General features: G+C 60.4%; 20 protein-coding genes. 9 read left to right on the plus strand and 11 right to left on the minus strand.

Going from position 1 to position 21,255, the window contains the following annotated elements:
* Positions 1-143: 143 nt before the first annotated feature.
* The gene (gene yccS / locus SGN16_RS27270; protein ID WP_210641666.1) at positions 144-2,327 is read left to right on the plus strand and encodes a YccS family putative transporter; all 2,184 of its coding nucleotides are present in this window, start codon (positions 144-146) and stop codon (positions 2,325-2,327) included.
* A 130-nt stretch (positions 2,328-2,457) separates the two neighbouring features.
* Here yccS and SGN16_RS27275 read toward each other — a convergent pair whose 3' ends face one another.
* Positions 2,458-3,195, minus strand: coding sequence for a transporter substrate-binding domain-containing protein (locus SGN16_RS27275; RefSeq protein ID WP_210641669.1), 738 nt, complete (start codon positions 3,193-3,195; stop codon positions 2,458-2,460).
* A 259-nt stretch (positions 3,196-3,454) separates the two neighbouring features.
* Here SGN16_RS27275 and SGN16_RS27280 point away from each other — a divergent pair, with 259 nt between their 5' ends.
* The gene (locus tag SGN16_RS27280; protein ID WP_210641670.1) at positions 3,455-3,907 is read left to right on the plus strand and encodes a GNAT family N-acetyltransferase; all 453 of its coding nucleotides are present in this window, start codon (positions 3,455-3,457) and stop codon (positions 3,905-3,907) included.
* Between the two features lie 105 nt (positions 3,908-4,012).
* On the opposite strand, the gene SGN16_RS27285 is transcribed toward SGN16_RS27280, so the two are convergent.
* The 3 genes from SGN16_RS27285 to SGN16_RS27295 are packed head-to-tail and all read right to left on the minus strand — an operon-like array spanning position 4,013 to position 6,982.
* Entirely contained in the window at positions 4,013-4,309 is a 297-nt protein-coding gene (locus SGN16_RS27285) for a winged helix-turn-helix domain-containing protein (RefSeq protein WP_210641678.1), read from the minus strand.
* A gap of 4 nt (positions 4,310-4,313) precedes the next feature.
* Positions 4,314-4,817 (minus strand): M48 family metallopeptidase, encoded by a 504-nt coding sequence (locus SGN16_RS27290; protein ID WP_335944662.1) that lies wholly within the window; start codon positions 4,815-4,817, stop codon positions 4,314-4,316.
* Positions 4,818-4,858: 41 nt separating this feature from the next.
* Positions 4,859-6,982 (minus strand): EAL domain-containing protein, encoded by a 2,124-nt coding sequence (locus tag SGN16_RS27295; protein ID WP_210641680.1) that lies wholly within the window; start codon positions 6,980-6,982, stop codon positions 4,859-4,861.
* Positions 6,983-7,300: 318 nt separating this feature from the next.
* Here SGN16_RS27295 and SGN16_RS27300 point away from each other — a divergent pair, with 318 nt between their 5' ends.
* The 4 genes from SGN16_RS27300 to SGN16_RS27315 all read left to right on the plus strand — a co-directional run bounded on the left by SGN16_RS27300 (position 7,301) and on the right by SGN16_RS27315 (position 10,658).
* Positions 7,301-7,966 (plus strand): polysaccharide lyase family 7 protein, encoded by a 666-nt coding sequence (locus tag SGN16_RS27300; protein WP_210641682.1) that lies wholly within the window; start codon positions 7,301-7,303, stop codon positions 7,964-7,966.
* A 278-nt stretch (positions 7,967-8,244) separates the two neighbouring features.
* Positions 8,245-8,913: a polysaccharide lyase family 7 protein gene (locus tag SGN16_RS27305; protein WP_335944576.1), complete on the plus strand. Its 669-nt coding sequence runs from the start codon at positions 8,245-8,247 to the stop codon at positions 8,911-8,913.
* A 330-nt stretch (positions 8,914-9,243) separates the two neighbouring features.
* Positions 9,244-9,912 carry a polysaccharide lyase family 7 protein gene (locus SGN16_RS27310; RefSeq protein ID WP_335944577.1) on the plus strand — a complete coding sequence of 223 codons (669 nt, stop codon included), beginning with the start codon at positions 9,244-9,246 and terminating at the stop codon, positions 9,910-9,912.
* Positions 9,913-10,373: 461 nt separating this feature from the next.
* A complete protein-coding gene (locus SGN16_RS27315; protein WP_163856320.1) occupies positions 10,374-10,658 on the plus strand; it encodes a fructose-bisphosphate aldolase in 285 nt (94 codons plus the stop codon).
* Positions 10,659-11,599: 941 nt separating this feature from the next.
* Here the strand turns inward: SGN16_RS27315 and fba are convergent.
* From fba to tkt, 6 genes are all read right to left on the minus strand, one after another.
* A complete protein-coding gene (fba, locus tag SGN16_RS27320; RefSeq protein WP_003177554.1) occupies positions 11,600-12,664 on the minus strand; it encodes a class II fructose-bisphosphate aldolase in 1,065 nt (354 codons plus the stop codon).
* A gap of 258 nt (positions 12,665-12,922) precedes the next feature.
* A complete protein-coding gene (locus tag SGN16_RS27325; RefSeq protein ID WP_210641689.1) occupies positions 12,923-13,255 on the minus strand; it encodes an MliC family protein in 333 nt (110 codons plus the stop codon).
* A 56-nt stretch (positions 13,256-13,311) separates the two neighbouring features.
* Entirely contained in the window at positions 13,312-13,536 is a 225-nt protein-coding gene (locus SGN16_RS27330) for a hypothetical protein (RefSeq protein WP_210641690.1), read from the minus strand.
* A 31-nt stretch (positions 13,537-13,567) separates the two neighbouring features.
* Entirely contained in the window at positions 13,568-14,731 is a 1,164-nt protein-coding gene (locus SGN16_RS27335; RefSeq protein ID WP_335944578.1) for a phosphoglycerate kinase, read from the minus strand.
* 24 nt (positions 14,732-14,755) lie between these two features.
* On the minus strand, positions 14,756-15,826 hold the full coding sequence (epd, locus tag SGN16_RS27340; protein WP_210641694.1) for an erythrose-4-phosphate dehydrogenase: 1,071 nt from the start codon (positions 15,824-15,826) through the stop codon (positions 14,756-14,758).
* A gap of 150 nt (positions 15,827-15,976) precedes the next feature.
* Positions 15,977-17,974, minus strand: coding sequence for a transketolase (gene tkt, locus SGN16_RS27345; protein ID WP_335944579.1), 1,998 nt, complete (start codon positions 17,972-17,974; stop codon positions 15,977-15,979).
* Positions 17,975-18,004: 30 nt separating this feature from the next.
* On the opposite strand from tkt, the gene SGN16_RS27350 reads away from it, so the two are divergent.
* The 3 genes from SGN16_RS27350 to metK are packed head-to-tail and all read left to right on the plus strand — an operon-like array spanning position 18,005 to position 20,452.
* Entirely contained in the window at positions 18,005-18,235 is a 231-nt protein-coding gene (locus SGN16_RS27350; protein WP_335944580.1) for a hypothetical protein, read from the plus strand.
* Between the two features lie 11 nt (positions 18,236-18,246).
* A complete protein-coding gene (locus SGN16_RS27355; RefSeq protein ID WP_335944581.1) occupies positions 18,247-19,242 on the plus strand; it encodes a metalloregulator ArsR/SmtB family transcription factor in 996 nt (331 codons plus the stop codon).
* A gap of 19 nt (positions 19,243-19,261) precedes the next feature.
* Positions 19,262-20,452, plus strand: coding sequence for a methionine adenosyltransferase (gene metK / locus SGN16_RS27360; RefSeq protein ID WP_210641702.1), 1,191 nt, complete (start codon positions 19,262-19,264; stop codon positions 20,450-20,452).
* Positions 20,453-20,551: 99 nt separating this feature from the next.
* On the opposite strand, the gene SGN16_RS27365 is transcribed toward metK, so the two are convergent.
* Positions 20,552-21,172, minus strand: a complete 621-nt coding sequence (locus SGN16_RS27365; RefSeq protein WP_335944582.1) for a LysE family translocator — start codon at positions 21,170-21,172, stop codon at positions 20,552-20,554.
* Between the last annotated feature and the right edge of the window lie 83 nt (positions 21,173-21,255).

A 21,255-nucleotide genomic window follows, 5' to 3' on the forward strand; every position in this document is an offset into this window, starting at 1 on the left:
CTCCCACAGAGGGTCCATGGCGTTTTCTGAATCGCATTCACACGCGAAGGAACACTTTTTGCTGTCCGATGTGATCGCCGCCATTGCGTCGGCGTCATTACTGCCTCAATTTAGCGTCATTGCCCGTCAGGCCCGTGCACTTCATGTCATCGAACTCGTTTAGCCAGTCTTTGCGTCGCCTTTGGGCGTTGGATAAGTTCAGTTATAGCGTGCGGGTGTTCATCGCCCTGACCGGCAGTATGGGTCTGTGCTGGTATCTCGATGAGATGGCACTGCTGATTCCCCTGTTCCTGGGCATCATCGCCAGCGCCCTGGCCGAGACCGATGACACCTGGCAAGGCCGCCTCAATGCGCTGGCCGTGACCCTGGTGTGTTTCACCGTCGCGGCCCTGTCGGTGGAACTGTTGTTCCCCTATCCCGTGCTGTTCATCATCGCCCTGGCCCTGGCGAGCTTCGGCCTGACCATGCTCGGCGCCCTGGGTGAGCGCTATGGCGCAATTGCCTCGGCCACCTTGATTCTTTCGGTCTATACCATGATCGGCGTGGACCAGCGCGGTGGCGCGGTCACCGATTTCTGGCACGAACCCCTGCTGCTGGTGGCTGGCGCTGCGTGGTACGGCTTGCTCTCAGTGCTGTGGCAAGCGCTGTTTTCCAATCAACCGGTGCAGCAAAGCCTGGCGCGGCTGTTTCGTGAGCTGGGCCGCTACCTGAAACTCAAATCTTCACTCCTGGAGCCGATCCGCCAACTGGACGTCGAAGCCCGACGCCTGGAACTGGCCCAACAGAATGGCCGAGTGGTCGCGGCGCTGAACGCGGCGAAGGAGATCATCCTGCACCGCGTGGGCAATGGCCGGCCAGGCTCCAAAGTCAGCCGTTACCTGAAGCTGTATTTCCTCGCCCAAGACATCCATGAGCGCGCCAGTTCCTCCCATTACCCCTACAACGCACTGGCCGAGGCCTTCTTCCACAGCGACGTGATGTTCCGCTGCCAACGCCTGCTGCGCCAGCAGGGCAAGGCCTGCCAGGCGCTGGCCGAATCGATCCAACTGCGCCAGCCGTTCGTCTACGACGCCAGCTTCGCCGAGGCCCTCAACGACCTGCATGCCTCCCTCGAACACCTGCGCATCCAGAGCAATCCGGCCTGGCGCGGCTTGTTGCGATCGTTACGCGCCCTTTCGGCCAACCTTGCCACCATGGATCGCCTGCTCAGCGATGCCAGCAACCCCGACGCCCTGGCCGACGCCACCGACAGCAGCCTGCTGGACCGCTCGCCGCGCAACCTCAAGGACGTCTGGCTACGCTTGCGCACGCAGCTCACGCCAACCTCGCTGCTGTTCCGTCATGCCCTGCGCCTGCCCTTGGCGCTGAGCGTGGGCTACGCGATGGTGCATCTGATCCACCCGTCCCAGGGTTATTGGATCATCCTCACCACGCTGTTCGTCTGCCAACCCAACTACGGCGCCACCCGGCGCAAGCTCGGCCAGCGAATCATCGGCACCGCCATTGGCCTGACAGTGGCCTGGGCGCTGTTCGATCTGTTTCCCAACCCGCTGGTGCAATCGAGCTTCGCCATTGCCGCCGGGGTGGTGTTCTTTACCAACCGCACGACCCGCTACACCCTGGCAACTGCTGGGATCACCATCATGGTGCTGTTCTGCTTCAACCAGGTGGGCGACGGCTACGGGCTGCTGCTGCCGCGGCTATTCGATACCTTGCTCGGCAGCCTGATCGCCGGGCTGGCGGTGTTCCTGTTCCTGCCCGACTGGCAGGGCCGACGACTGAACAAGGTGCTGGCCAACACGCTGACCTGCAACAGCATTTACCTGCGTCAGATCATGCAGCAGTACGCCGCCGGTAAAAGCGACGACCTGGCCTATCGCCTGGCCCGACGCAACGCCCACAACGCCGACGCCGCGCTGTCCACCACGCTGGCCAACATGCTGATGGAGCCGGGGCATTTCCGTAAGGAAGCCGACGTGGGGTTCCGCTTCCTGGTGTTGTCCCACACGCTGCTCAGTTACCTGTCAGGCCTGGGCGCCCACCGCGGCACCGAACTGCCGGCGCAGGTGCGCGAACAATTGATCGATGGCGCGGGAGCGAAACTGGCGACGAGCATCGACGAAATCGCCCAGGGCCTGGCGAGCAAAACGCCGATTGTGGTGCAAAGCGACGAGGAGGAAGCCCTGGCCAATGAGCTCGAGCAGATGCCCGATGAAATTGACGAGGGGCAGCGGTTGGTGCAGACGCAATTGGGATTGATCTGTCGGCAACTGGGGCCGTTGCGGACCTTGGCGGCGCACTTGGTCAAGGACACCAGCGAGACTTGAGGGCTGTGGTGTTCATACTGGCCTCATCGCGAGCAAGCTCGCTCCCACAATGCGGTGCGCATGGACTTTGTGTAACAGCAGACCCACTGTGGGAGCGAGCTTGCTCGCGATGGGGCCGGTCCAGGCAACCTTACATCCCATGCGCCTTCAACAACCGCGCATAACTGCCGTCCGCTTTCATCGCCGCAATCTCCCGATCGAAGCCCGCCACGATCTCCTCATGCTGCGGATTCTTCAGGCTGACCAGGATGTGCAGGCTGTTTTCGCTCAACGGCTTGGGCAGGAACTCCACGGCGTTGCGCACCTTGGCCGACTCGCGGGCCAGGTAATAACGGGCGACGTATTCATCTTCCAGGGTCAGCTTCACACGGTCGGCTGCCAGCATGCGCACGGCCATCGCGAAGTTATGCACAGGGACCTTCTGCATTTGCTGGTCTTCATCGAATTCCTTGGCGTAGGCGTAACCGCGCACCACGGCGATGGGATAGGCATACAACTGTTGCAGGTTGTCGAACTCGATCGGCGCGTCCTTGCGCTTGAGGAAGCGCACGCGGTTGAGCAGGTACTCGGCTGAGAACTGGCCGACATGGGTGCGTTCTTCGCTGTACCAGGCGTTGACCAGCACATCATAGCGGCCCTCGCCGATGCCCAGCATCGCCCGGGCCCAAGGCACCTGTTCGAAGTCCGTGGCATAGCCGGCCCGCGCCAGGGCCGTGCTGACGATATCGGTCGCCAGGCCACCATTGACCAGCGTGGAGTCGGTAAAGGGAGGCCAGCCATCGGCGACCAGACGCAACTTCTGCGCACAGGCGTTGTGGCTCAGCAACAGCAATCCGACTAAAGCAAGAGCTCGATGCAAACGCGGCATGCCAAACATCCTTGACGGGTTCAAAGCCCGGTTTGTTTTAGCCGATACTCAAGGGATATCCTCGGACATCCGGTCCTAACATTAGCTCATTGAAACCGCAGCACAGCTCTGGCTCGAAGATTACACAAAGAAGACAACGCTGCGACAAGGGAATGATGGCATTTTGGTATTTATCACAGTTTTTTTACCGGGCCGAGCAAGAGACTTCCGAAGACAGCGCGCTTAATATCGGCATCAGGTTCTTAAGGAAATTCAAAAAATGGACATCGACTGGGTCTGCAAACACCACAGTGACCTGAGCAAAGAGCAGCTGTACGCCATCCTCAAATTGCGCGCTGAAGTGTTCGTCGTCGAGCAGAACTGCGCCTACCCGGACGTCGACGGCCTGGACCTGGAGGGCGACACCTGCCATTTGATGGCTTGGCAGGGCAACCAACTGGTGGCCTACCTGCGCTTGCTCGACCCGCACTCGCAAAACAGCGACGTGGTGATCGGGCGCGTGGTCATCGCGCCACACGCACGGGGCAAGGGGCTGGGCCACGCCTTGATGGAACATGGCCTCAAGCACGCCGAGAAATACTGGCCCGGGACGTCGATCTCACTGTCGGCCCAGGCACATCTGCAGGGGTATTACGGGCGGTATGGGTTTGAGGCGGTGGGCGTGGAATATCTGGAGGATGGGATTCCACACATTGGCATGCATCGGCCCTGATGACGCCATCGCGAGCAGGCTCGCTCCCACAGTGGATCTTCAGTGAACGATCAAATGTGGGAGCGAGCTTGCTCGCGATGAGGCCGGTCCAGACAAAGCCGAATTTCAGGGGTATTCAAGCACCGCCTTGATCCGCTGCAGATTCCCCTCGATCCACCCCCGATCGATCGCCCCCCAATCGCGAATCCGATAACACCCGGCATGATTTCGGGCGCCCTGCTCCTGCTCGAACTCACAAATGATATCCAGGTCCGCCAGCGCCGCGACGGTGTCCTGGGCGGTGCGCCGTGGCATGCCGGTGACTTCGGTGAGGGCGGGGACGTTGCTGGCCACGCCGCTGTCGATCAAGTACGCCACATACAAGCGACGGTAGAAGCTGGTCTTGGTCTTGCTGACGTCCATCCGGTCATTCCTTGTGTTGTTGCAGATCACGCCAGGTCAGGTACACCCGCAAGTCGAACTCCAACTGGTGATACCCCGGCAGCATGTGCTCGCAGAGTTGATAGAACGCCTTGTTGTGGTCCGACTCCTTGAAGTGGGCCAACTCATGCACCACGATCATTTTCAAAAACTCTGGCGCCGCCTCCTTGAACAGCGAAGCGATGCGGATTTCCTTCTTGGCCTTGAGCTTGCCGCCCTGCACCCGTGAGACCGCCGTATGCAAGCCGAGGGCGCGGTGGGTCAGGTCCAGGCGGTTGTCGAACAGCACCTTATCGATGGCCGGCGCGTTGCGCAGGTATTGTTGCTTGAGATCCAGCGCATAACCGTACAGGGCCTTGTCGCTCTGGACCGCATGCTGGTCGGGGTAGCGCTGGCGCAGGTAATCGCCCAACCGATCCTGAGCAATCATTTGCTGCACTTGTGCTTGCAGGGCGGCGGGATAGGCCTGGAGGTATTTGAGCGTGGTCATCGGTGGCAACACAGTCACAAAAGGCCGCCAGTGTAGCGAATTCAGGCCTGCACCGCGCTCCAGTCAAATGGCTTGGCAAAGGCATCGGTGTCTTCGGCCATCAACGGTCGCGCCACGAGGAACCCTTGCACATATTCGCAGCCATGGGCCTTGAGCCAGAGATATTGCTCCGGCGTCTCGACGCCCTCGGCGATTACCCGCAAGCCCAGTTGCATGCACAAATCGATCACCGAAGCAGCCAGCGCCGCATCCCGGGGCGAGTCCGGCAGGCGGGCGATCAAGTGCCGGTCGAGCTTGAGGGTATCGAGCTCAAGGTCGCGCAGATGCGCCAGCGAGCATGGCCCCGAACCGAAGTCATCCAGCGCCACCCGTACCCCGAGGTGACGCAGCAGCCGCAGTTGTTTGTGGGTTTCGTCAGGGTTGCGCATCAGCGCATCCTCGGTCACCTCCACCTCCAGTTGCCGGGGTTTCAAGGCATGGCGGTCCAGGACCTGGCGCAATTCGGTCACCAGGTTAGGCATGCCGAACTGGGTGCTGCTCAGGCTCACCCCCAACACCAGGTCGTCGGCGAACATGCGCTCCCAGACTTTGCGCTGGGCCGCGCTGCGATGATAGATCCAACTGCCCAGCCGACTGATCAACCGCGCCTCCTCCAGTAGCGGCAGGAACAACCCCGGCGGAACATCGCCGACGCTGGGGTGCTGCCAGCGCAACAACGCCTCGAACCCACGGATCCGTCCATCGGTGATGGACACCTGGGGCTGGTAGACCATATTGAAGTCACGGTTTTCGATGGCCGAACGCACGCTTTCCTCGAGCATCAGCCTTGAACGGGCTCGACCGTTCATTTCGTGATCATAAAAACGATATTGCTGGCGGCCGGCACGCTTGGCTTCGTACATGGCAATGTCAGAGGCGCGCAGCAAACCGTCGAGATTGGACCCGCAATCCGGATACGTCGCAATGCCGATACTGGCGCCCAACGCCACGTCCATGCCTTCGATCTGCTGACAGATCGACACCCGTTCGATGAGTTTTTCCGCAATCTTGGCCGCGTGCTCCGGCAGCTCCAGGTCCAGCAGGGCCGTGAATTCGTCACCGCCCAGCCGCGCCAGGATGTCGAACGGGCGCAGGCACGCCTTCAATTGTTCCGACACCCAGCGCAACACCCGGTCACCGGCGTCATGGCCCAGGGAATCATTGACCCGCTTGAAACCGTCGAGATCCAGGTACAGCAACACCCAGTTGCTTTCCAGGCGCTCGCTGCGCATCAACAGGTTTTCCGCCGTCTGATAGAACCCCCTGCGGTTGAGCAAACCGGTCAGCGGGTCAGTGACGGCCTGGAATTCAAGCTGCTGGTGCAAGTGGCGAACCACCGACATGTCCTGCAGTGTCACCACCATCGCCTTCTGCTCCTCAGGCAGTGGCGCACAGGACAAGGCCACCGACACCTGCTGCCCAGGCGCGGTGCGCAGGACAGCATCGTGCGCGCGCCAGGTTTCACCACGGCTGTAGGCAATATGGATATCGGAGTCGACCCACTCGGGGATGTGCGGCTTTTGCAGGAAGTCCAGCAATGGCATGCCCTGCAATTGCTCGGCGGTGGCATTGAGAAGACGGCACGTAGACGGGTTGGCGAAGCGGATACAACCGCTCTCATCCACCACCAGAATCCCTTCGGCGGCGTTGTCCAGCACCGAGGCGTTGAACGCCCTGGCCGCTTCCAGATCCTGGCTCAGGCGCTGCAAGGCCCGGCGATTGCGCTGGTGTTCCAGCAACGCATGGACCTTGGGCTTGAGAATCTGCGGATCGAACGGTTTGAACAGGTAATCCACGGCACCACTGGCGTAACCCTTGATCACCGCATCCTGGGATTGTTCGTTGGCGGTCAGGAAAATGATCGGCGTGAGCCGCGTGCGCTGGCTGCCGCGCATCAGGCGTGCCACTTCGAAACCGTCCATGTCGGGCATCTGCACATCCAGCAGAACCAGGTCGATCTCGTGTTCAAGCAGCAGATTAAGGGCCTCGACACCCGAGGCTGCGGTCATGACTCTCCAATCCTGACGCTGCAACAACGCTCGCATGCTGAGCAGGTTTTCGGGGTAATCATCAACAATCAATAGGACAGAGCTGTCTTCGCCAAGCGTTGGTTGCGCGCATTCCATGCTGCTTCTCTTATCGGGCGCCACGTCCGTTTTACGTAGTAAAGCGGACAAATACTGTGTTCTCACTCTAGACCGTGATTTTGAAAAGCAGTAGGTGTCATCACGCCATCATCCAGGCAAAGCCCGAAATAGCCGACTAACGGTCACCCACCTCGGGCACAAAAACTGCAATGACATCTTCGACGGACAATTGACGTCAATCATCCGCTGGACGGTTATCAAAAAATTTCCCTTCTGCGTGATTAATACGCCCACAGGCGCGAGCTAGGGCCTCTCTGGGCGTTCAGCATTTTCACTCCCGTTACGTAGGATCCGATCATGATTGATCTCGCCACCTGGAACCTGAGCATCCCCGAAGGCAGCCCACCGACGACCATCGAAACCTCTCAACTGGTGCAAGGGTTCCAGGACCAGTACTTCCATGCCGACTCCGGCACGGTGTTTTTCTGGGCACCGGTGACCGGCGCCACGACCGCTAATGCTATTTATCCGCGCAGTGAACTTCGTGAGACCTACAGCAACGGCACCTTGCGCAATTGGCTGTACACGGCAGCGGACAACAAGCTGGCTGCCACCTTGGCCGTCAGCCAGGTGCCCAGTACCGGCAAGGTCGTCATTGGTCAGATCCATGCCAAGGACAGCACCAGCCCCCTGGTGAAACTGGAGTACCAATACAAAACCTACAGTTCCACCGGCAACATCGTCGCCAAGGTGCGCATGCGCCCGGACGACGAAACAGGCCAGGTCATCACCATCGCCACGGGCATAAAGCTCAATCAGTCCTTCTCTTACCTGATCCATCTAAGCCCCGCCGGCGTCCTGACCATCAATGGCGCGGGTTACCAGTGGAGCTCCCCCATCAGCTCCACTTGGAGCGACAAGCCGCTGTACTTCAAGGCGGGCGTGTACGTGCAGGACAACACCGGTTATCCCACCGAAGGCGGGACCGTGACGTTCAGCCTGCTGGATATCGATCACATCTAGACGTTTTGCGGGGCGCCATGGCAGCAACGCAATGCTGCTCGCCCGGCGACCCTATCAATTCGAAATCGTTCAGGGCGAGTTCGAAACGACCGACTAACGGTAATCCATCCGGCCCAGATGCTGCAGAAGACATGTTCGACGGACAATTGACGTCAAACATCCGCCGGATGGTTATTCAAAAAATTCCTTCCTGCGTGATCAACACACCCCAAATGCTTGGAGTAGAGCCTCCCGCTTTGGTCCTTAGTACTTTTACGCCCGTTACGCAGGATCCGACCATGATCGATCTCAACACTTGGAACTTGAGCATCCCCGAAGGCAGCCCCGCCACCACCATCGACACGCCTCGCCTGGCCCAGGGGTTCAAGGATGAATATTTTCACTCCGACACCGGCACGCTGTTCTTCTGGGCGCCGGTGACCGGCACCAAGACTGCAAACGCGATTTATCCACGCAGCGAACTGCGGGAAACCTACAGCGACGGCACCCTGCGTAATTGGCTGTACCCGGCGGCAGACAACATCTTGCGTGCCGCCGTAACCGTCAACCAGGTGCCCAGCAGCGGCAAGATAGTGATCGGTCAGATCCACACCAAAGACAGCACCAGTCCCATGGTGAAACTGGAGTACCAGTACAAAACCTATAGTTCCACCGGCAACATCGTCGCCAAGGTGCGCATGCGCCCCGACGACGAAACCGGCCAAGTCATCACCATCGCCACCGGCGTGAAGCTCAACCGCAGCTTTACCTACATGATCCACCTCAGCCCGAAGGGCGCATTGGGCATCAGCGCGGCAGGTTACAACTGGAGAACTACCGTGGATCCGGCCTGGAAGGTTAAACCGCTGTATTTCAAGGCAGGGGTGTATGTCCAGGACAACACCGGCTACACCACCGAAGGCGGAAAAGTGACGTTCAGCCTGCTGGAAATCAATCACAACATCTGAGCGCTTTTTCCTCGCACCATGGCAGCACGGACGCTGCTTGCGGCGCGCCCTCAACGCTTGGGCCTTCGCATCTCACGCTCAATCGAGCCCAGGGCATGCGGCAGTGCCATATCGCCATCGTTCAAAAAAATTCCGCTTTAACCGACTAACGGTCACCTGTCTCGGGCACCAAAACGGCAAACGCCACTCTGACGGTCTGCTGACGTCAACCCTCCGCCGGATCCGCGTGAAAAACGTTCGGTCCCGCTTCCTCCTGGCGCCAGCGAAAGCGCGTCCTAGAGCCTTCGGCTGTGGCGTAAATCATTTCTTATGTACAGAAAGGATCCGAACATGGTCGATCTTGCAACCTGGAACTTGAGCATCCCCGAGGGCAGCCCGCCGAAAACCATTGAAACGCCTCGGCTGGTGGATGGGTTCAAGGATAAGTACTTCAACTCCGAAGGCAGCACGGTGTATTTCTGGTCACCGGTGACCGGCACCAAGACTGAAAACGCGGTCTATCCGCGCAGCGAATTACGAGAAACCTATAAAGACGGCACTTTGCGCAACTGGCTGTACCCCGATGCCGACAATAAATTGAGCGCGACCCTGGTCGTCAACCAGGTGCCCAGCACCGGCAAGATCGTGGTCGGTCAGATTCATGCCAAGGACAGCAGCAAACCCCTGGTGAAGCTGGAATACCAGTACAAGGACGACAGCAAGACCGGCAACATCGTCGCTAAAGTGCGCATGCGCCCCGATGACGACGAGGGTCGAGTCATCACCGTGGCCACTGGGGTGAAACTTGCCCAGTCCTTCAGTTACCGGCTCCACCTCGATCGTACCGGCGACCTGGGTATTACCGCGGCGGGTCGTAGCTGGTACACCACCATCAGCTCTACGTGGCGGGTCAAGCCGTTGTACTTCAAGGCTGGCGTGTACGTGCAAGACAACAGCGGCTATACCAGCGAAGGCGGGAAAGTGACGTTCAGCAAACTAGATATCGATCACAACACTTAAAAAGTGCTTCCGAAAATCTCGTAGGAAACATCCCCTTGTGGCGAGGGGATTTATCCTCGCTGGGCTGCGCAGCAGCCCTCTCCTTTCGTCAGACCTTCCGCATGCGCCGGTTTGCGGCGGCTGCGCGCCCGAGCGGGAGCAAGCCCCCTGGCCACAGGGGCGCGGTGCGTCCTACAGGTCGATTTTGGCTTCGAAAATCTCCTCTATAGTTCGGTTCGTCTGCTGGCTTTGGTCAGTAGGCAAGGGTTTCGCAGCCCACTGACAGAACAGAGACTTTGCACCGTCAAATGAAAATTCAGGCAAACTCGCCTGCGTTCATTTTATGGCGGTTGCGCGCGGGAGATCTTCGGGTCTGCCGGGTTTGGTCTCTATCTCGGTCTGCGAACCCGCGCGCAACTGCCACCCATTTGTTTCGCAGCAAGAAGGTGGCAATTTATGTTTCTTAAATAGAGCCAAACCTTATGACGACGACTCAAGCAATCAGCCGCTTCACCCCTCTCACCCCAATCGCCACCACCCAACCTGTTCTGTTCATCGACAAAACCGTCCCGCTGACAGAGCTTCACGCCTGCGCCAGCGAACGCCTGCACGCTACCCTTGACTACCTGACCCTCATGGCCTGCGCCAGCCTGCGAGACTCGGCCGCCAGCGACTTCAACACCCTTACCAATGTGGCTCGGATCCTGGTCCAGGATGTCACCGATGTGTTTGGTGTCATTGAACAGCGCGGGCTTGAAGGGGAATAGAAATACCGTGTGTATATCCATTGCTGCGGTAACGGCCACTTATGGTTCCGCTCTTACAGCGGGTCACTTTCGAAAAGCGCGAAAGTAACCAAAGCGCTCCTGCCCCACCACTCGGTGCCTCGCCTAGGCTCGGCATGCCCTCACTCCGGCATTGCTCCGTGGGCCCGCCGCGAAGGACCATCCATGGTCCAGCGCGGCTATCCCGGCATCCATGCCGGGATGCCCACTCCACAATGCCTGCGTTCGGCCAGCGTGGTTAACGGGGCGCCAAAATCTACGTCCACCGCGAGGCGGCCTAGTAGCCGACCTGTTTCTCCCGGTAGTACTCCGATCCAATTGTGGGAGCGAGCCTGCTCGCGATGGCGGTGGTTCAGTTGATGAAGATGTTGAATGCATCGGCCTCTTCGCGAGCAAGCTTTGCTCCCACAGGTCCTGCTCAAACAGATCAGATGGATGTACGACCGAAAGAGCCAGGTCGGCTACTAGGCCGCCTCGCGAGCAAGCTTTGTTCTCACAGGTCCTGCTCAAACAGATCTGATGGATGTACGACCGAAAGAGCCAGGTCGGCTACTAGGCCGCCTCGCGGTGGACGTAGATTTTGGCGCCCCGTTAACCACGATGGCTGAACGCAGGCATTGGGCCGTGGGCATCCCGGCATGGATGCCGGGATAGCCGCGCTGGGCCATGGATGGCCCTTCGCGGCGGGCCCACGGACCAATGCCGGAGTGAAGGCATGCCGAGCCTAGGCGAGGCACCGAGTGGTGGGGCAGGAGCGCTTTGGTTACTTTCGACTGGGCCGGCTTCCGGGCTTTTCGAAAGTGACCCGCCGTAAGGGCGGAACCATAAGTAGCCGTTACCCAAAAAACGGATATACACATAAATCCCACGCATAAAAAAACCCGCATCACTGCGGGTTTTCTCACAACCACAACGCTGAAGCCTTAGTTAACCTTAGCGTTCAACTCACCTTTCAGATAACGCTGATACATCGCTTCCAACGAGATCGGCTTGATCTTGGAGGCGTTGCCGGCAGTACCGAACGCTTCGTAACGTGCAATGCACACGTCGCGCATGGCCGTCACGGTCGCGCCGAAGAACTTACGCGGATCAAATTCGCTAGGGTTGGTCGCCATCAAACGACGCATGGCACCAGTCGAGGCCAGGCGCAAATCGGTATCGATGTTGACCTTGCGCACGCCGTACTTGATGCCTTCGACGATTTCTTCAACCGGCACGCCGTAGGTTTCCTTGATGTCACCGCCGTACTGGTTGATGATCGCCAGCCACTCTTGTGGAACCGAGGAAGAACCGTGCATCACCAAGTGAGTGTTGGGGATGCGCTTGTGGATTTCCTTGATGCGGTCGATGGCCAGCACGTCGCCGGTAGGTGGCTTGGTGAACTTGTAGGCGCCGTGGCTGGTGCCGATGGCGATGGCCAAGGCGTCGACCTGGGTTTTCTTGACGAAGTCGGCCGCTTCTTCCGGGTCGGTCAGCATCTGGCTGTGATCCAGCACGCCTTCGGCGCCGATGCCGTCTTCTTCACCGGCCATGCCGGTTTCCAGCGAGCCCAGGCAACCCAGTTCGCCTTCCACCGACACGCCGCAGGCGTGGGCCATGGCGACGGTCTGCTGGGTGACGCGCACGTTGTATTCGTAGTCGGTCGGGGTCTTGCCGTCTTCGCCAAGGGAGCCGTCCATCATCACCGAGCTGAAGCCCAGTTGGATGGAACGCTGGCAGACGTCAGGGCTGGTGCCGTGGTCCTGGTGCATGCACACCGGGATGTGCGGGAATTCTTCGATCGCCGCCAGGATCAGGTGACGCAGGAACGGCGCACCGGCGTATTTACGGGCGCCGGCCGACGCCTGGACGATCACCGGAGAGTCAGTCTTGTCAGCGGCTTCCATGATGGCGCGCATCTGCTCAAGGTTGTTGACGTTAAAGGCTGGAACGCCGTAGCCGAACTCGGCTGCGTGGTCCAGCATCTGACGCATGCTGATAAGTGCCATTAGTGTGTCTCTCCCGGTCGAGGGTCGTTAATCGTGCCAGCCTGCCGGAGCGGCGGCGGCTATTCAAGTCATTGCAAGTCGGGGGTGACCCCGGCCTGCGTGTTCGGTGTCGCTAAATCCAGATACTGACGCGATCCTTGTGGGAGCGAGCTTGCTCGCGATGAGGGCGGCACATTCAACATCACTGTTGCCTGATACGCCGCTATCGCGAGCAAGCTCGCTCCCACATCTGGATCTCTGTGGATCAGTTCAATCGTATTACTGCGCCTTACAGCCACGCCCAATCAAGTCATTGGTGGCGACCCAATACACCAGGCCTTCCTCACCCTTGACGTGGAACGCCAACATGTCATCGCTGTACAGCGAACCCGACGCGCCTGGCTCTTGCTTCAGGTGATAAACCTGATCGGCACCACCGAGGCGTACGTCGACTTCCTTGCGGGCGGCATCGGCGTAGCGCCAGAGCACTTTGGCCTCGCTGTCACAGGTCCAGGTCGTCCAACTGTCCACAGGCGCGGATGACTGCAAAAAACCCAACTGCGTGCAACCGGCCAACATTGCCAACGCCACGACGGCGATCAAGCCTTTCATCCGTGTTCCTCGACTGACGACGCGCGCCGCCAGCCATGAGTAAAGAGTCTGACCCGTCAAGGACACCCATGTTCCTTGGCCGGGGTTTGCGTCTCGTATTTATCCAGGCCTTCCGGCCCGGAACGCTTGTTCAACACCGGGTTGGTCTCGGCCTGCCAGTCAGCCTGGTAGCAACCCCCTTCAGGCACCGGCGCCCCGGTTTCCGGGGCCGTTGCCTTCGGGCTGCTCGAACAGGCCACCAACATCGTCGCGGCCAACAGCAACGTGAACGTCTTGACCATCAGAACACTCCTTTGCCCGGTCAACGCAGCCTCAGGCCTTGGCCCGGCTTTCCAGGACTTCCACGGCCGGCAGCACTTTGCCTTCGACGAACTCGAGGAACGCGCCGCCACCGGTAGAAATGTAGGAGATCTGCTCGGCCACGCCATACTTATCGATGGCCGCCAGGGTGTCGCCGCCGCCAGCGATGGAGAATGCGTCGCTCTCGGCGATGGCCTGTGCCAGTACCTTGGTACCGTTGCCGAACTGGTCGAACTCGAACACACCAACCGGACCGTTCCACAGGATAGTCTTGGAAGATTTCAACAAGTCGGCGAAGTTGGCCGCGGTTTGCGGGCCGATGTCGAGGATCATGTCGTCCTCGGCCACGTCATCGATCAGTTTGACGGTGGCGGTGGCGCTTTCGGCGAACTCCTTGGCCACGACCACGTCCACCGGCAACGGCACGCTGACCTTGGCAGCGATTTCCCGGGCGGTGTCGAGCAGGTCCGGCTCGTACAGGGATTTGCCGACCGGGTGACCGGCCGCGGCGAGGAAGGTGTTGGCGATGCCGCCGCCGACGATCAACTGGTTGCAGACCTGGCTCAGGCTGTTGAGCACGTCGAGCTTGGTGGAGACCTTGGAGCCGGCAACGATGGCGGCCATCGGTTGGGCCGGGGAGCCCAGGGCCTTGCCCAGCGCATCCAGTTCAGCCGCCAGCAGCGGGCCGGCAGCGGCGACTTTGGCGAACTTCGCCACGCCGTGGGTCGAACCCTCGGCGCGGTGGGCGGTGCCGAACGCGTCCATCACGAACACGTCGCACAGGGCCGCGTATTGCTGGGCCAGTTCGTCAGCGTTCTTTTTCTCGCCCTTGTTGAAGCGCACGTTTTCGAACAACACGACATCGCCGGCCTTCACGTCCACGCCACCCAGGTAGTCAGCGACCAATGGCACGTCACGACCCAAGGCTTTGCTCAAGTAGTCGGCGACAGGCTTGAGGCTGTTTTCGGCCGAGAACTCGCCTTCGGTCGGACGGCCCAGGTGCGAGCAGACCATCACGGCCGCGCCTTTTTCCAGGGCCAGCTTGATGGTCGGCAGCGAAGCCAGGATGCGCGCGTCGCTGGTGACAACACCGTCCTTGACGGGAACGTTGAGGTCTTCGCGGATCAGTACGCGCTTACCTTGCAGATCGAGGTCGGACATCTTCAACACGGTCATGGGTCGCAATTCCTGGATAACTGTTTAGAGAGCAGGTTTGTTAGAAGCAGAAAGCGAAGTCGCTGTTTGCAGATAATGTTCAGCAACGTCCAGCATTCGGTTGGCAAAACCCCATTCGTTGTCGAACCAGGCCAGGATGTTCACAAGCCGCGGCCCGGAAACCCGAGTCTGGCTGGCATCGACAATGGCCGAATGCGGGTCATGGTTAAAATCACAACTGGCGTGAGGCAACTCGGTGTAGGCCAGTAGGCCTTTGAGCGGGCCGCTGGTGGCGGCTTCGCGCAGGATCCGGTTGACCTCGGTGGCGTCGGTATCGCTCACGGTCTGCATCGTAATGTCGAGGCAGGACACGTTGACCGTCGGCACCCGCACGGCTTTGGCCTGAATTCGTCCGGCAAGTTCCGGCAGCAGCCGTTCGATGCCACGCGCCAGACCAGTGGACACCGGAATCACCGATTGGAACGCCGAACGCGTGCGGCGCAGGTCCTCATGGTGATAGGCGTCGATTACCGGCTGATCGTTCATCGCCGAGTGGATGGTGGTGATCGACACGTATTCCAGGCCAATGGCCTGGTCCAGCAGGCGCAACAGCGGCACGCCGCAATTGGTGGTGCAAGACGCGTTGGACACCAGCAGCTCGTCGCCAGTCAGGCAATCCTGGTTCACGCCGTAGACGATGGTCGCGTCCACATCCGCTTCACTGGCCATCGGCTGGGAGAACAGCACCCGTGGCGCACCGGCGGCGAGAAAGCGCTGGCCGTCCTCACGAGTGTGGTAGGCACCGGAGCATTCGAGCACCAGATCGACGTCCAGGGACGCCCAATCGATGCCTTCAGGGGTGGCACTGCGCAGGACTTTCACGCAGTCACCATTAATATGCAGACAATCGCCCTCGACCCGCACTTCGCCGGGAAACCGGCCGTGGGTGGAGTCAAAGCGTGTCAGGTATTCGATACTGGCCATGTCGGCCAGATCGTTGATCGCCACGATCTCGAACCCGGCCTTGGCCCCTCGCTCGAACAACGCACGCAAGACGCAACGACCAATCCGGCCGTAGCCGTTGAGTGCAACTTTGTAGGGACGCGGTTGGGGCATGGGGGATCTCTGACCAGGGTGAATCCATCAGGGCAGCGTTGCCTGAGCCACCGCTATCGCGAGCAAGCTCGCTCCCACAGGATCGGTGGAGAACCTTGTGGGAGCGAGCCTGCTCGCGATGGCGTCAGCCCGGACGAGGCAACTTTCGGATCAGTCTTCCAGCAGCTCTTCAGCCTGACCCAGGATGTTTTCCAGGGTGAAGCCGAATTCCTCGAACAGCGCTGGCGCAGGCGCCGATTCGCCGTAGGTGGTCATGCCGATCACGCGGCCTTCCAGGCCCACGTACTTGTACCAGTAATCGGCATGAGCGGCCTCGATGGCGATCCGGGCGCTGACCTGCAGCGGCAATACCGCCTGCTTGTAGCCAGCGTCCTGGGCGTCGAACACGCTGGTGCACGGCATGGACACAACACGTACGTTGCGGCCCTGTTCGGTCAGCTTGTCGTAAGCCTGGACGGCCAGGCCGACTTCGGAGCCGGTGGCGATCAGGATCAGTTCAGGCTCACCGATGCAGTCCTTGAGCACATAGCCGCCACGGCTGATGTCGCCAATCTGGTCGGCATCGCGGTTCTGGTGCTGCAAGTTCTGGCGGGAGAAGATCAACGCCGATGGGCCGTCGTTACGCTCGATGGCGTATTTCCAGGCCACTGCCGATTCCACGGCATCGCACGGACGCCAGGTGTCCAGGTTCGGCGTGCAACGCAGGCTTGCCAGTTGCTCGATCGGCTGGTGAGTCGGGCCATCTTCGCCCAGGCCGATGGAGTCGTGGGTGAACACATAGAGCACGCGTTTTTTCATCAGCGCCGACATGCGCACGGCGTTGCGGGCATATTCCATGAACATCAGGAAGGTCGCGCCGTAAGGCACCAGGCCGCCGTGCAGCGCCACGCCGTTCATGATCGCGCTCATGCCGAACTCGCGAACGCCGTAGTACATGTAGTTGCCGCTGGCGTCTTCGGCGCTGACGCCTTTGCAGCCTTTCCACAGGGTCAGGTTGGAACCGGCCAGGTCGGCCGAACCGCCCAGCAACTCCGGCAGCAATGGGCCAAAGGCGTTCAGGGTGTTCTGGCTAGCCTTGCGGCTGGCGATGGTTTCGCCCTTGGCGGCGACTTCAGCGATGTAGGCCGAGGCTTTTTCGGCGAAGTCGGCCGGCAGCTCGCCGCTGAGGCGACGGACCAGCTCGTTTGCCAACTCAGGGAATTCGGCGGAGTAAGCCGCGAAACGCTGATCCCACTCGGCTTCGAGCGCACGGCCTTTTTCCTTGGCATCCCACTCGGCATAGATGTCGGCCGGGATTTCGAACGGGCCATGGTTCCACTTCAACGCGGCGCGGGTCAGGGCGATTTCCTCGGCACCCAGTGGCGCACCGTGGCAGTCTTCCTTGCCTTGCTTGTTCGGCGAACCGAAACCGATGGTGGTCTTGCAGCAGATCAGGGTCGGCTGGGCGCTCTTGCGGGCCGTCTCGATGGCGGTCTTGATCTCTTCCGGATCGTGGCCGTCGACGTTGCGGATCACCAGCCAGTTGTAGGCTTCGAAACGCTTGGGGGTGTCGTCGGTGAACCAGCCTTCGACTTCGCCGTCGATGGAAATACCGTTGTCGTCGTAGAACGCGATCAGCTTGTCCAGGCCCAAGGTGCCGGCCAGGGAGGCGACTTCGTGGGAAATGCCTTCCATCATGCAGCCATCACCCAGGAACACGTAGGTGTGGTGATCGACGACGTTATGCCCTGGGCGGTTGAACTGCGCGGCCAGGACTTTTTCCGCCAGGGCAAAGCCCACGGCGTTGGCCAGGCCTTGGCCCAATGGGCCGGTGGTGGTTTCCACGCCTGGGGTGTAGCCGTACTCCGGGTGGCCCGGGGTGCGGCTGTGCAACTGGCGGAAATTCTTCAGGTCATCGATCGACAGGTCGTAGCCGGTCAGGTGCAGCAGCGAGTAGATCAACATCGAGCCGTGGCCGTTGGACAGTACGAAACGGTCACGGTCGGCGAAGGCTGGGTTGCTCGGGCTGTGCTTGAGGTAATCGCGCCAAAGCACCTCGGCGATATCCGCCATACCCATAGGGGCACCGGGATGGCCGCTGTTGGCTTTCTGCACGGCATCCATGCTGAGGGCACGAATGGCATTGGCACGCTCACGACGGCTGGGCATCGCTGATCTCCTGCGGGAATTGAATCGAGAATGAATAAAACGAAACTGAAAAAAGGCGAGCATTTTCCCTCACCCACCCGCCTCGGGGCAATGACAGATAGTCATCCAAAGGCGTTTTTCCGGTGGATAAAGTCCCTTTCTCCAGGTGAAACCTTTCCGCTGATGGGTTGTAGAGTCAAGCAGGTGCCGGGAAGTGCCATTTATCGAGCAATATCAAAACTTTTTGATATTGACCTTGCGATGATCCAGACCCCTCTCTAGACTGCCGCCCTATGAACTTACGTGTGCCTTCCATTCGCCATGACGATTGCGATGAGCTGGCGACCCTTTGCAAGGCCGGCGGCGATCCGTTGCGGCTCAATGTATTGCGCGCCCTGGCCAACGATTCGTTCGGTGTGCTGGAGCTGGCACAGATCTTCGGCATCGGCCAGTCGGGCATGAGCCACCACCTCAAGGTCCTGGCCCAGGCCGACCTGGTGGCGACCCGCCGCGAAGGCAACGCGATTTTCTACCGCCGCGCCCTGCCCCACACTGACCTACTGGGCGGCAAGCTGCACGCCGCGTTGTTGGAGGAAGTGGACGAGCTGAATCTGCCCACAGAAGTGCAGGCACGCATCGCCCAGGTGCATGGGCAACGGGCCGCCGCCAGCCAGGATTTTTTCGCACGGGTGGCCGAGAAGTTTCGTGCCCAGCAAGACCTGATCGCAGGATTGCCGCAATACCGTGACAGCATCGTGGCGCTGCTCGATAAATTGAGCTTCGAGCCCAGCGCCACCGCCATCGAAGTGGGCCCCGGCGACGGCGCGTTTTTGCCGGAACTGGCGCGGCGCTTCAGCCAGGTGACGGCGCTGGACAACAGCCCGGCCATGCTCGAACTGGCGCGCCAGGTGTGCGAACGGGAAACGTTGGCTAATGTCAGTCTGCAACTGGCCGATGCCTTGGACGGTGTGAGCCTGCAGGCCAACTGCGTTGTGTTGAACATGGTGCTTCACCACTTCGCCGCGCCGGCCGACGCACTCCGGCACATGGCCGGCTTGCTGCAACCAGGCGGTAGCCTGCTGGTGACAGAGTTATGCAGCCACAACCAGAGTTGGGCCAGGGAGGCCTGCGGTGATCTCTGGTTGGGGTTTGAACAGGACGATCTGGCCCGTTGGGCCACCGCTGCGGGCCTCGTGCCCGGGGAAAGCCTCTATGTAGGCTTACGTAATGGTTTCCAGATCCAGGTCCGCCATTTTCAGCGACCGGCTGGCGACACTCACCATCGGTAACTTGTAGGAAAACATCGAGATGAGCGAATACTCCCTTTTCACCTCCGAGTCCGTGTCTGAAGGGCATCCGGACAAAATCGCCGACCAGATTTCTGATGCGGTGCTGGACGCCATCATTGCTGAAGACAAGTTCGCCCGCGTGGCGTGCGAGACTCTGGTGAAAACGGGCGTGGCGATCATCGCCGGCGAAGTCACCACCTCGGCCTGGGTCGACCTGGAACAGATCGTTCGTGACGTCATCCTGGGCATCGGCTACAACAGCTCCGACGTCGGCTTCGACGGCGCGACCTGCGGCGTGATGAACATCATCGGCAAGCAGTCCCCCGACATCAACCAAGGCGTTGACCGCGCCAAGCCCGAAGATCAGGGCGCCGGCGACCAGGGCCTGATGTTCGGCTACGCCAGCAACGAAACCGACGTGCTGATGCCAGCCCCGATCACCTTCTCGCACCAGCTGGTTCAACGCCAGGCCGAAGCCCGTAAATCCGGCCTGTTGCCTTGGCTGCGCCCGGACGCCAAGTCCCAAGTGACCTGCCGTTACGAAGGCGGCAAGGTGGTTGGTATCGACGCCGTCGTGCTGTCGACCCAACACAACCCGGAAGTGTCCTACAAGGACCTGCGCGAAGGCGTGATGGAACTGATCGTCAAGCACGTGCTGCCTGCCGAACTGCTGTCCAAGGACACCCAGTTCCACATCAACCCGACCGGCCAGTTCATCATCGGCGGCCCGGTGGGCGACTGCGGCCTGACCGGCCGCAAGATCATCGTCGACAGCTACGGCGGCATGGCCCGTCACGGCGGCGGCGCGTTCTCCGGCAAGGATCCATCGAAGGTTGACCGTTCGGCTGCCTATGCCGGTCGTTATGTAGCCAAGAACATCGTGGCCGCCGGCCTGGCCGAGCGCTGCGAGATCCAGGTGTCCTACGCCATCGGTGTCGCCCAGCCTACATCGATCTCGCTGAACACCTTCGGCACCGGCAAGATCAGCGATGACAAGATCATCAAGCTGGTTCGTGATGTGTTCGACCTGCGTCCATACGCCATCACCACCATGCTCGACCTGCTGCACCCGATGTACCAGGACACCGCAGCTTACGGTCACTTTGGCCGCACGCCGCAAACCAAGACGGTCGGTGACGATACCTTCACCACCTTCACCTGGGAAAAGACCGACCGCGCCGACGCCCTGCGCGCCGCTGCCGGCCTGTAAGACCTGCTGTACGAAAAAGCCCCTGGCGACCTAGTTGCCAGGGGCTTTTTCATGCCTGGGAAATTTACACACCGGCGTTGTGGCGAGGGACCATCGAACTCAAGATCGGCGTGCCACCAGCAAAAACGAAGCCGCACTGGCCAGCAACCCCGCACACATCCGATTGAACAGACGCTTGCCACTGGGCCGGGCAAACAGCCGCCGCGCATAAATCCCCATGTAGCAATACAACCCGATAGCGATGCACTCCAATGCCAGGAACAGGCCACCCAGCACAGCGAACTGCTGAGTGACGGTACCCGCACGGTCGACGAACTGCGGCAGGAACGCCGTAAACAGCAGGATCGCCTTCGGATTGCCAATCGCCACCAGAAATTCCTGGCGCGCCAGGCTGGTCATGCTCATCGCCGTGACCGTTGCCTCGCTGCCCGCCTCTGGCTGGGCGCGCCACAACTGCACGGCAAGGTAGAACAGATAGCCGGCACCGACGAGTTTGATCCCCAGGAATAACAGCTCCGAGGTGTGCAGCACAGCCGTCAGCCCCACCGCCGCCAGGGCGATCATGATGGCAAATGCCAAAAGCCGACCGACGCCCCCGCTGCACGCCCGGACGAAGCCATAGCGCGAGGCGTTACTGATGGACAGCAGGTTATTCGGCCCCGGCGCCATGTTCAGCGCAAAGCAGGCCGGAATGAAAACAGCGAGGGTCGTCAGGTCCATCGGGTGCACTCCTGGCAGAGGCGAATCGAAGGTCCATTCTGCACTGGCCTTTGATCGGTTCAAGGGACAGTTGCACGGCTAAA

Source organism: Pseudomonas sp. G166, assembly GCF_037027455.2.
In the GTDB taxonomy this organism is placed as follows: domain Bacteria; phylum Pseudomonadota; class Gammaproteobacteria; order Pseudomonadales; family Pseudomonadaceae; genus Aquipseudomonas.

Bases quoted from the DNA above. Each gene is read 5' to 3' on its own strand.
- SGN16_RS27280 (WP_210641670.1), top strand. From the start codon at position 3,455: ATGGACATCGACTGGGTCTGCAAACACCACAGTGACCTGAGCAAAGAG.
- SGN16_RS27355 (WP_335944581.1), top strand. From the start codon at position 18,247: ATGAACTTACGTGTGCCTTCCATTCGCCATGACGATTGCGATGAGCTG.
- SGN16_RS27330 (WP_210641690.1), bottom strand. From the start codon at position 13,536: ATGGTCAAGACGTTCACGTTGCTGTTGGCCGCGACGATGTTGGTGGCC.
- tkt (WP_335944579.1), bottom strand. From the start codon at position 17,974: ATGCCCAGCCGTCGTGAGCGTGCCAATGCCATTCGTGCCCTCAGCATG.
- metK (WP_210641702.1), top strand. From the start codon at position 19,262: ATGAGCGAATACTCCCTTTTCACCTCCGAGTCCGTGTCTGAAGGGCAT.
- SGN16_RS27275 (WP_210641669.1), bottom strand. From the start codon at position 3,195: ATGCCGCGTTTGCATCGAGCTCTTGCTTTAGTCGGATTGCTGTTGCTG.
- yccS (WP_210641666.1), top strand. From the start codon at position 144: ATGTCATCGAACTCGTTTAGCCAGTCTTTGCGTCGCCTTTGGGCGTTG.
- SGN16_RS27290 (WP_335944662.1), bottom strand. From the start codon at position 4,817: ATGACCACGCTCAAATACCTCCAGGCCTATCCCGCCGCCCTGCAAGCA.
- SGN16_RS27365 (WP_335944582.1), bottom strand. From the start codon at position 21,172: ATGGACCTGACGACCCTCGCTGTTTTCATTCCGGCCTGCTTTGCGCTG.
- SGN16_RS27350 (WP_335944580.1), top strand. From the start codon at position 18,005: ATGAATAAAACGAAACTGAAAAAAGGCGAGCATTTTCCCTCACCCACC.
- SGN16_RS27325 (WP_210641689.1), bottom strand. From the start codon at position 13,255: ATGAAAGGCTTGATCGCCGTCGTGGCGTTGGCAATGTTGGCCGGTTGC.
- SGN16_RS27285 (WP_210641678.1), bottom strand. From the start codon at position 4,309: ATGGACGTCAGCAAGACCAAGACCAGCTTCTACCGTCGCTTGTATGTG.
- epd (WP_210641694.1), bottom strand. From the start codon at position 15,826: ATGCCCCAACCGCGTCCCTACAAAGTTGCACTCAACGGCTACGGCCGG.
- SGN16_RS27315 (WP_163856320.1), top strand. From the start codon at position 10,374: ATGACGACGACTCAAGCAATCAGCCGCTTCACCCCTCTCACCCCAATC.
- SGN16_RS27300 (WP_210641682.1), top strand. From the start codon at position 7,301: ATGATTGATCTCGCCACCTGGAACCTGAGCATCCCCGAAGGCAGCCCA.
- SGN16_RS27335 (WP_335944578.1), bottom strand. From the start codon at position 14,731: ATGACCGTGTTGAAGATGTCCGACCTCGATCTGCAAGGTAAGCGCGTA.
- SGN16_RS27305 (WP_335944576.1), top strand. From the start codon at position 8,245: ATGATCGATCTCAACACTTGGAACTTGAGCATCCCCGAAGGCAGCCCC.
- SGN16_RS27310 (WP_335944577.1), top strand. From the start codon at position 9,244: ATGGTCGATCTTGCAACCTGGAACTTGAGCATCCCCGAGGGCAGCCCG.
- SGN16_RS27295 (WP_210641680.1), bottom strand. From the start codon at position 6,982: ATGGAATGCGCGCAACCAACGCTTGGCGAAGACAGCTCTGTCCTATTG.
- fba (WP_003177554.1), bottom strand. From the start codon at position 12,664: ATGGCACTTATCAGCATGCGTCAGATGCTGGACCACGCAGCCGAGTTC.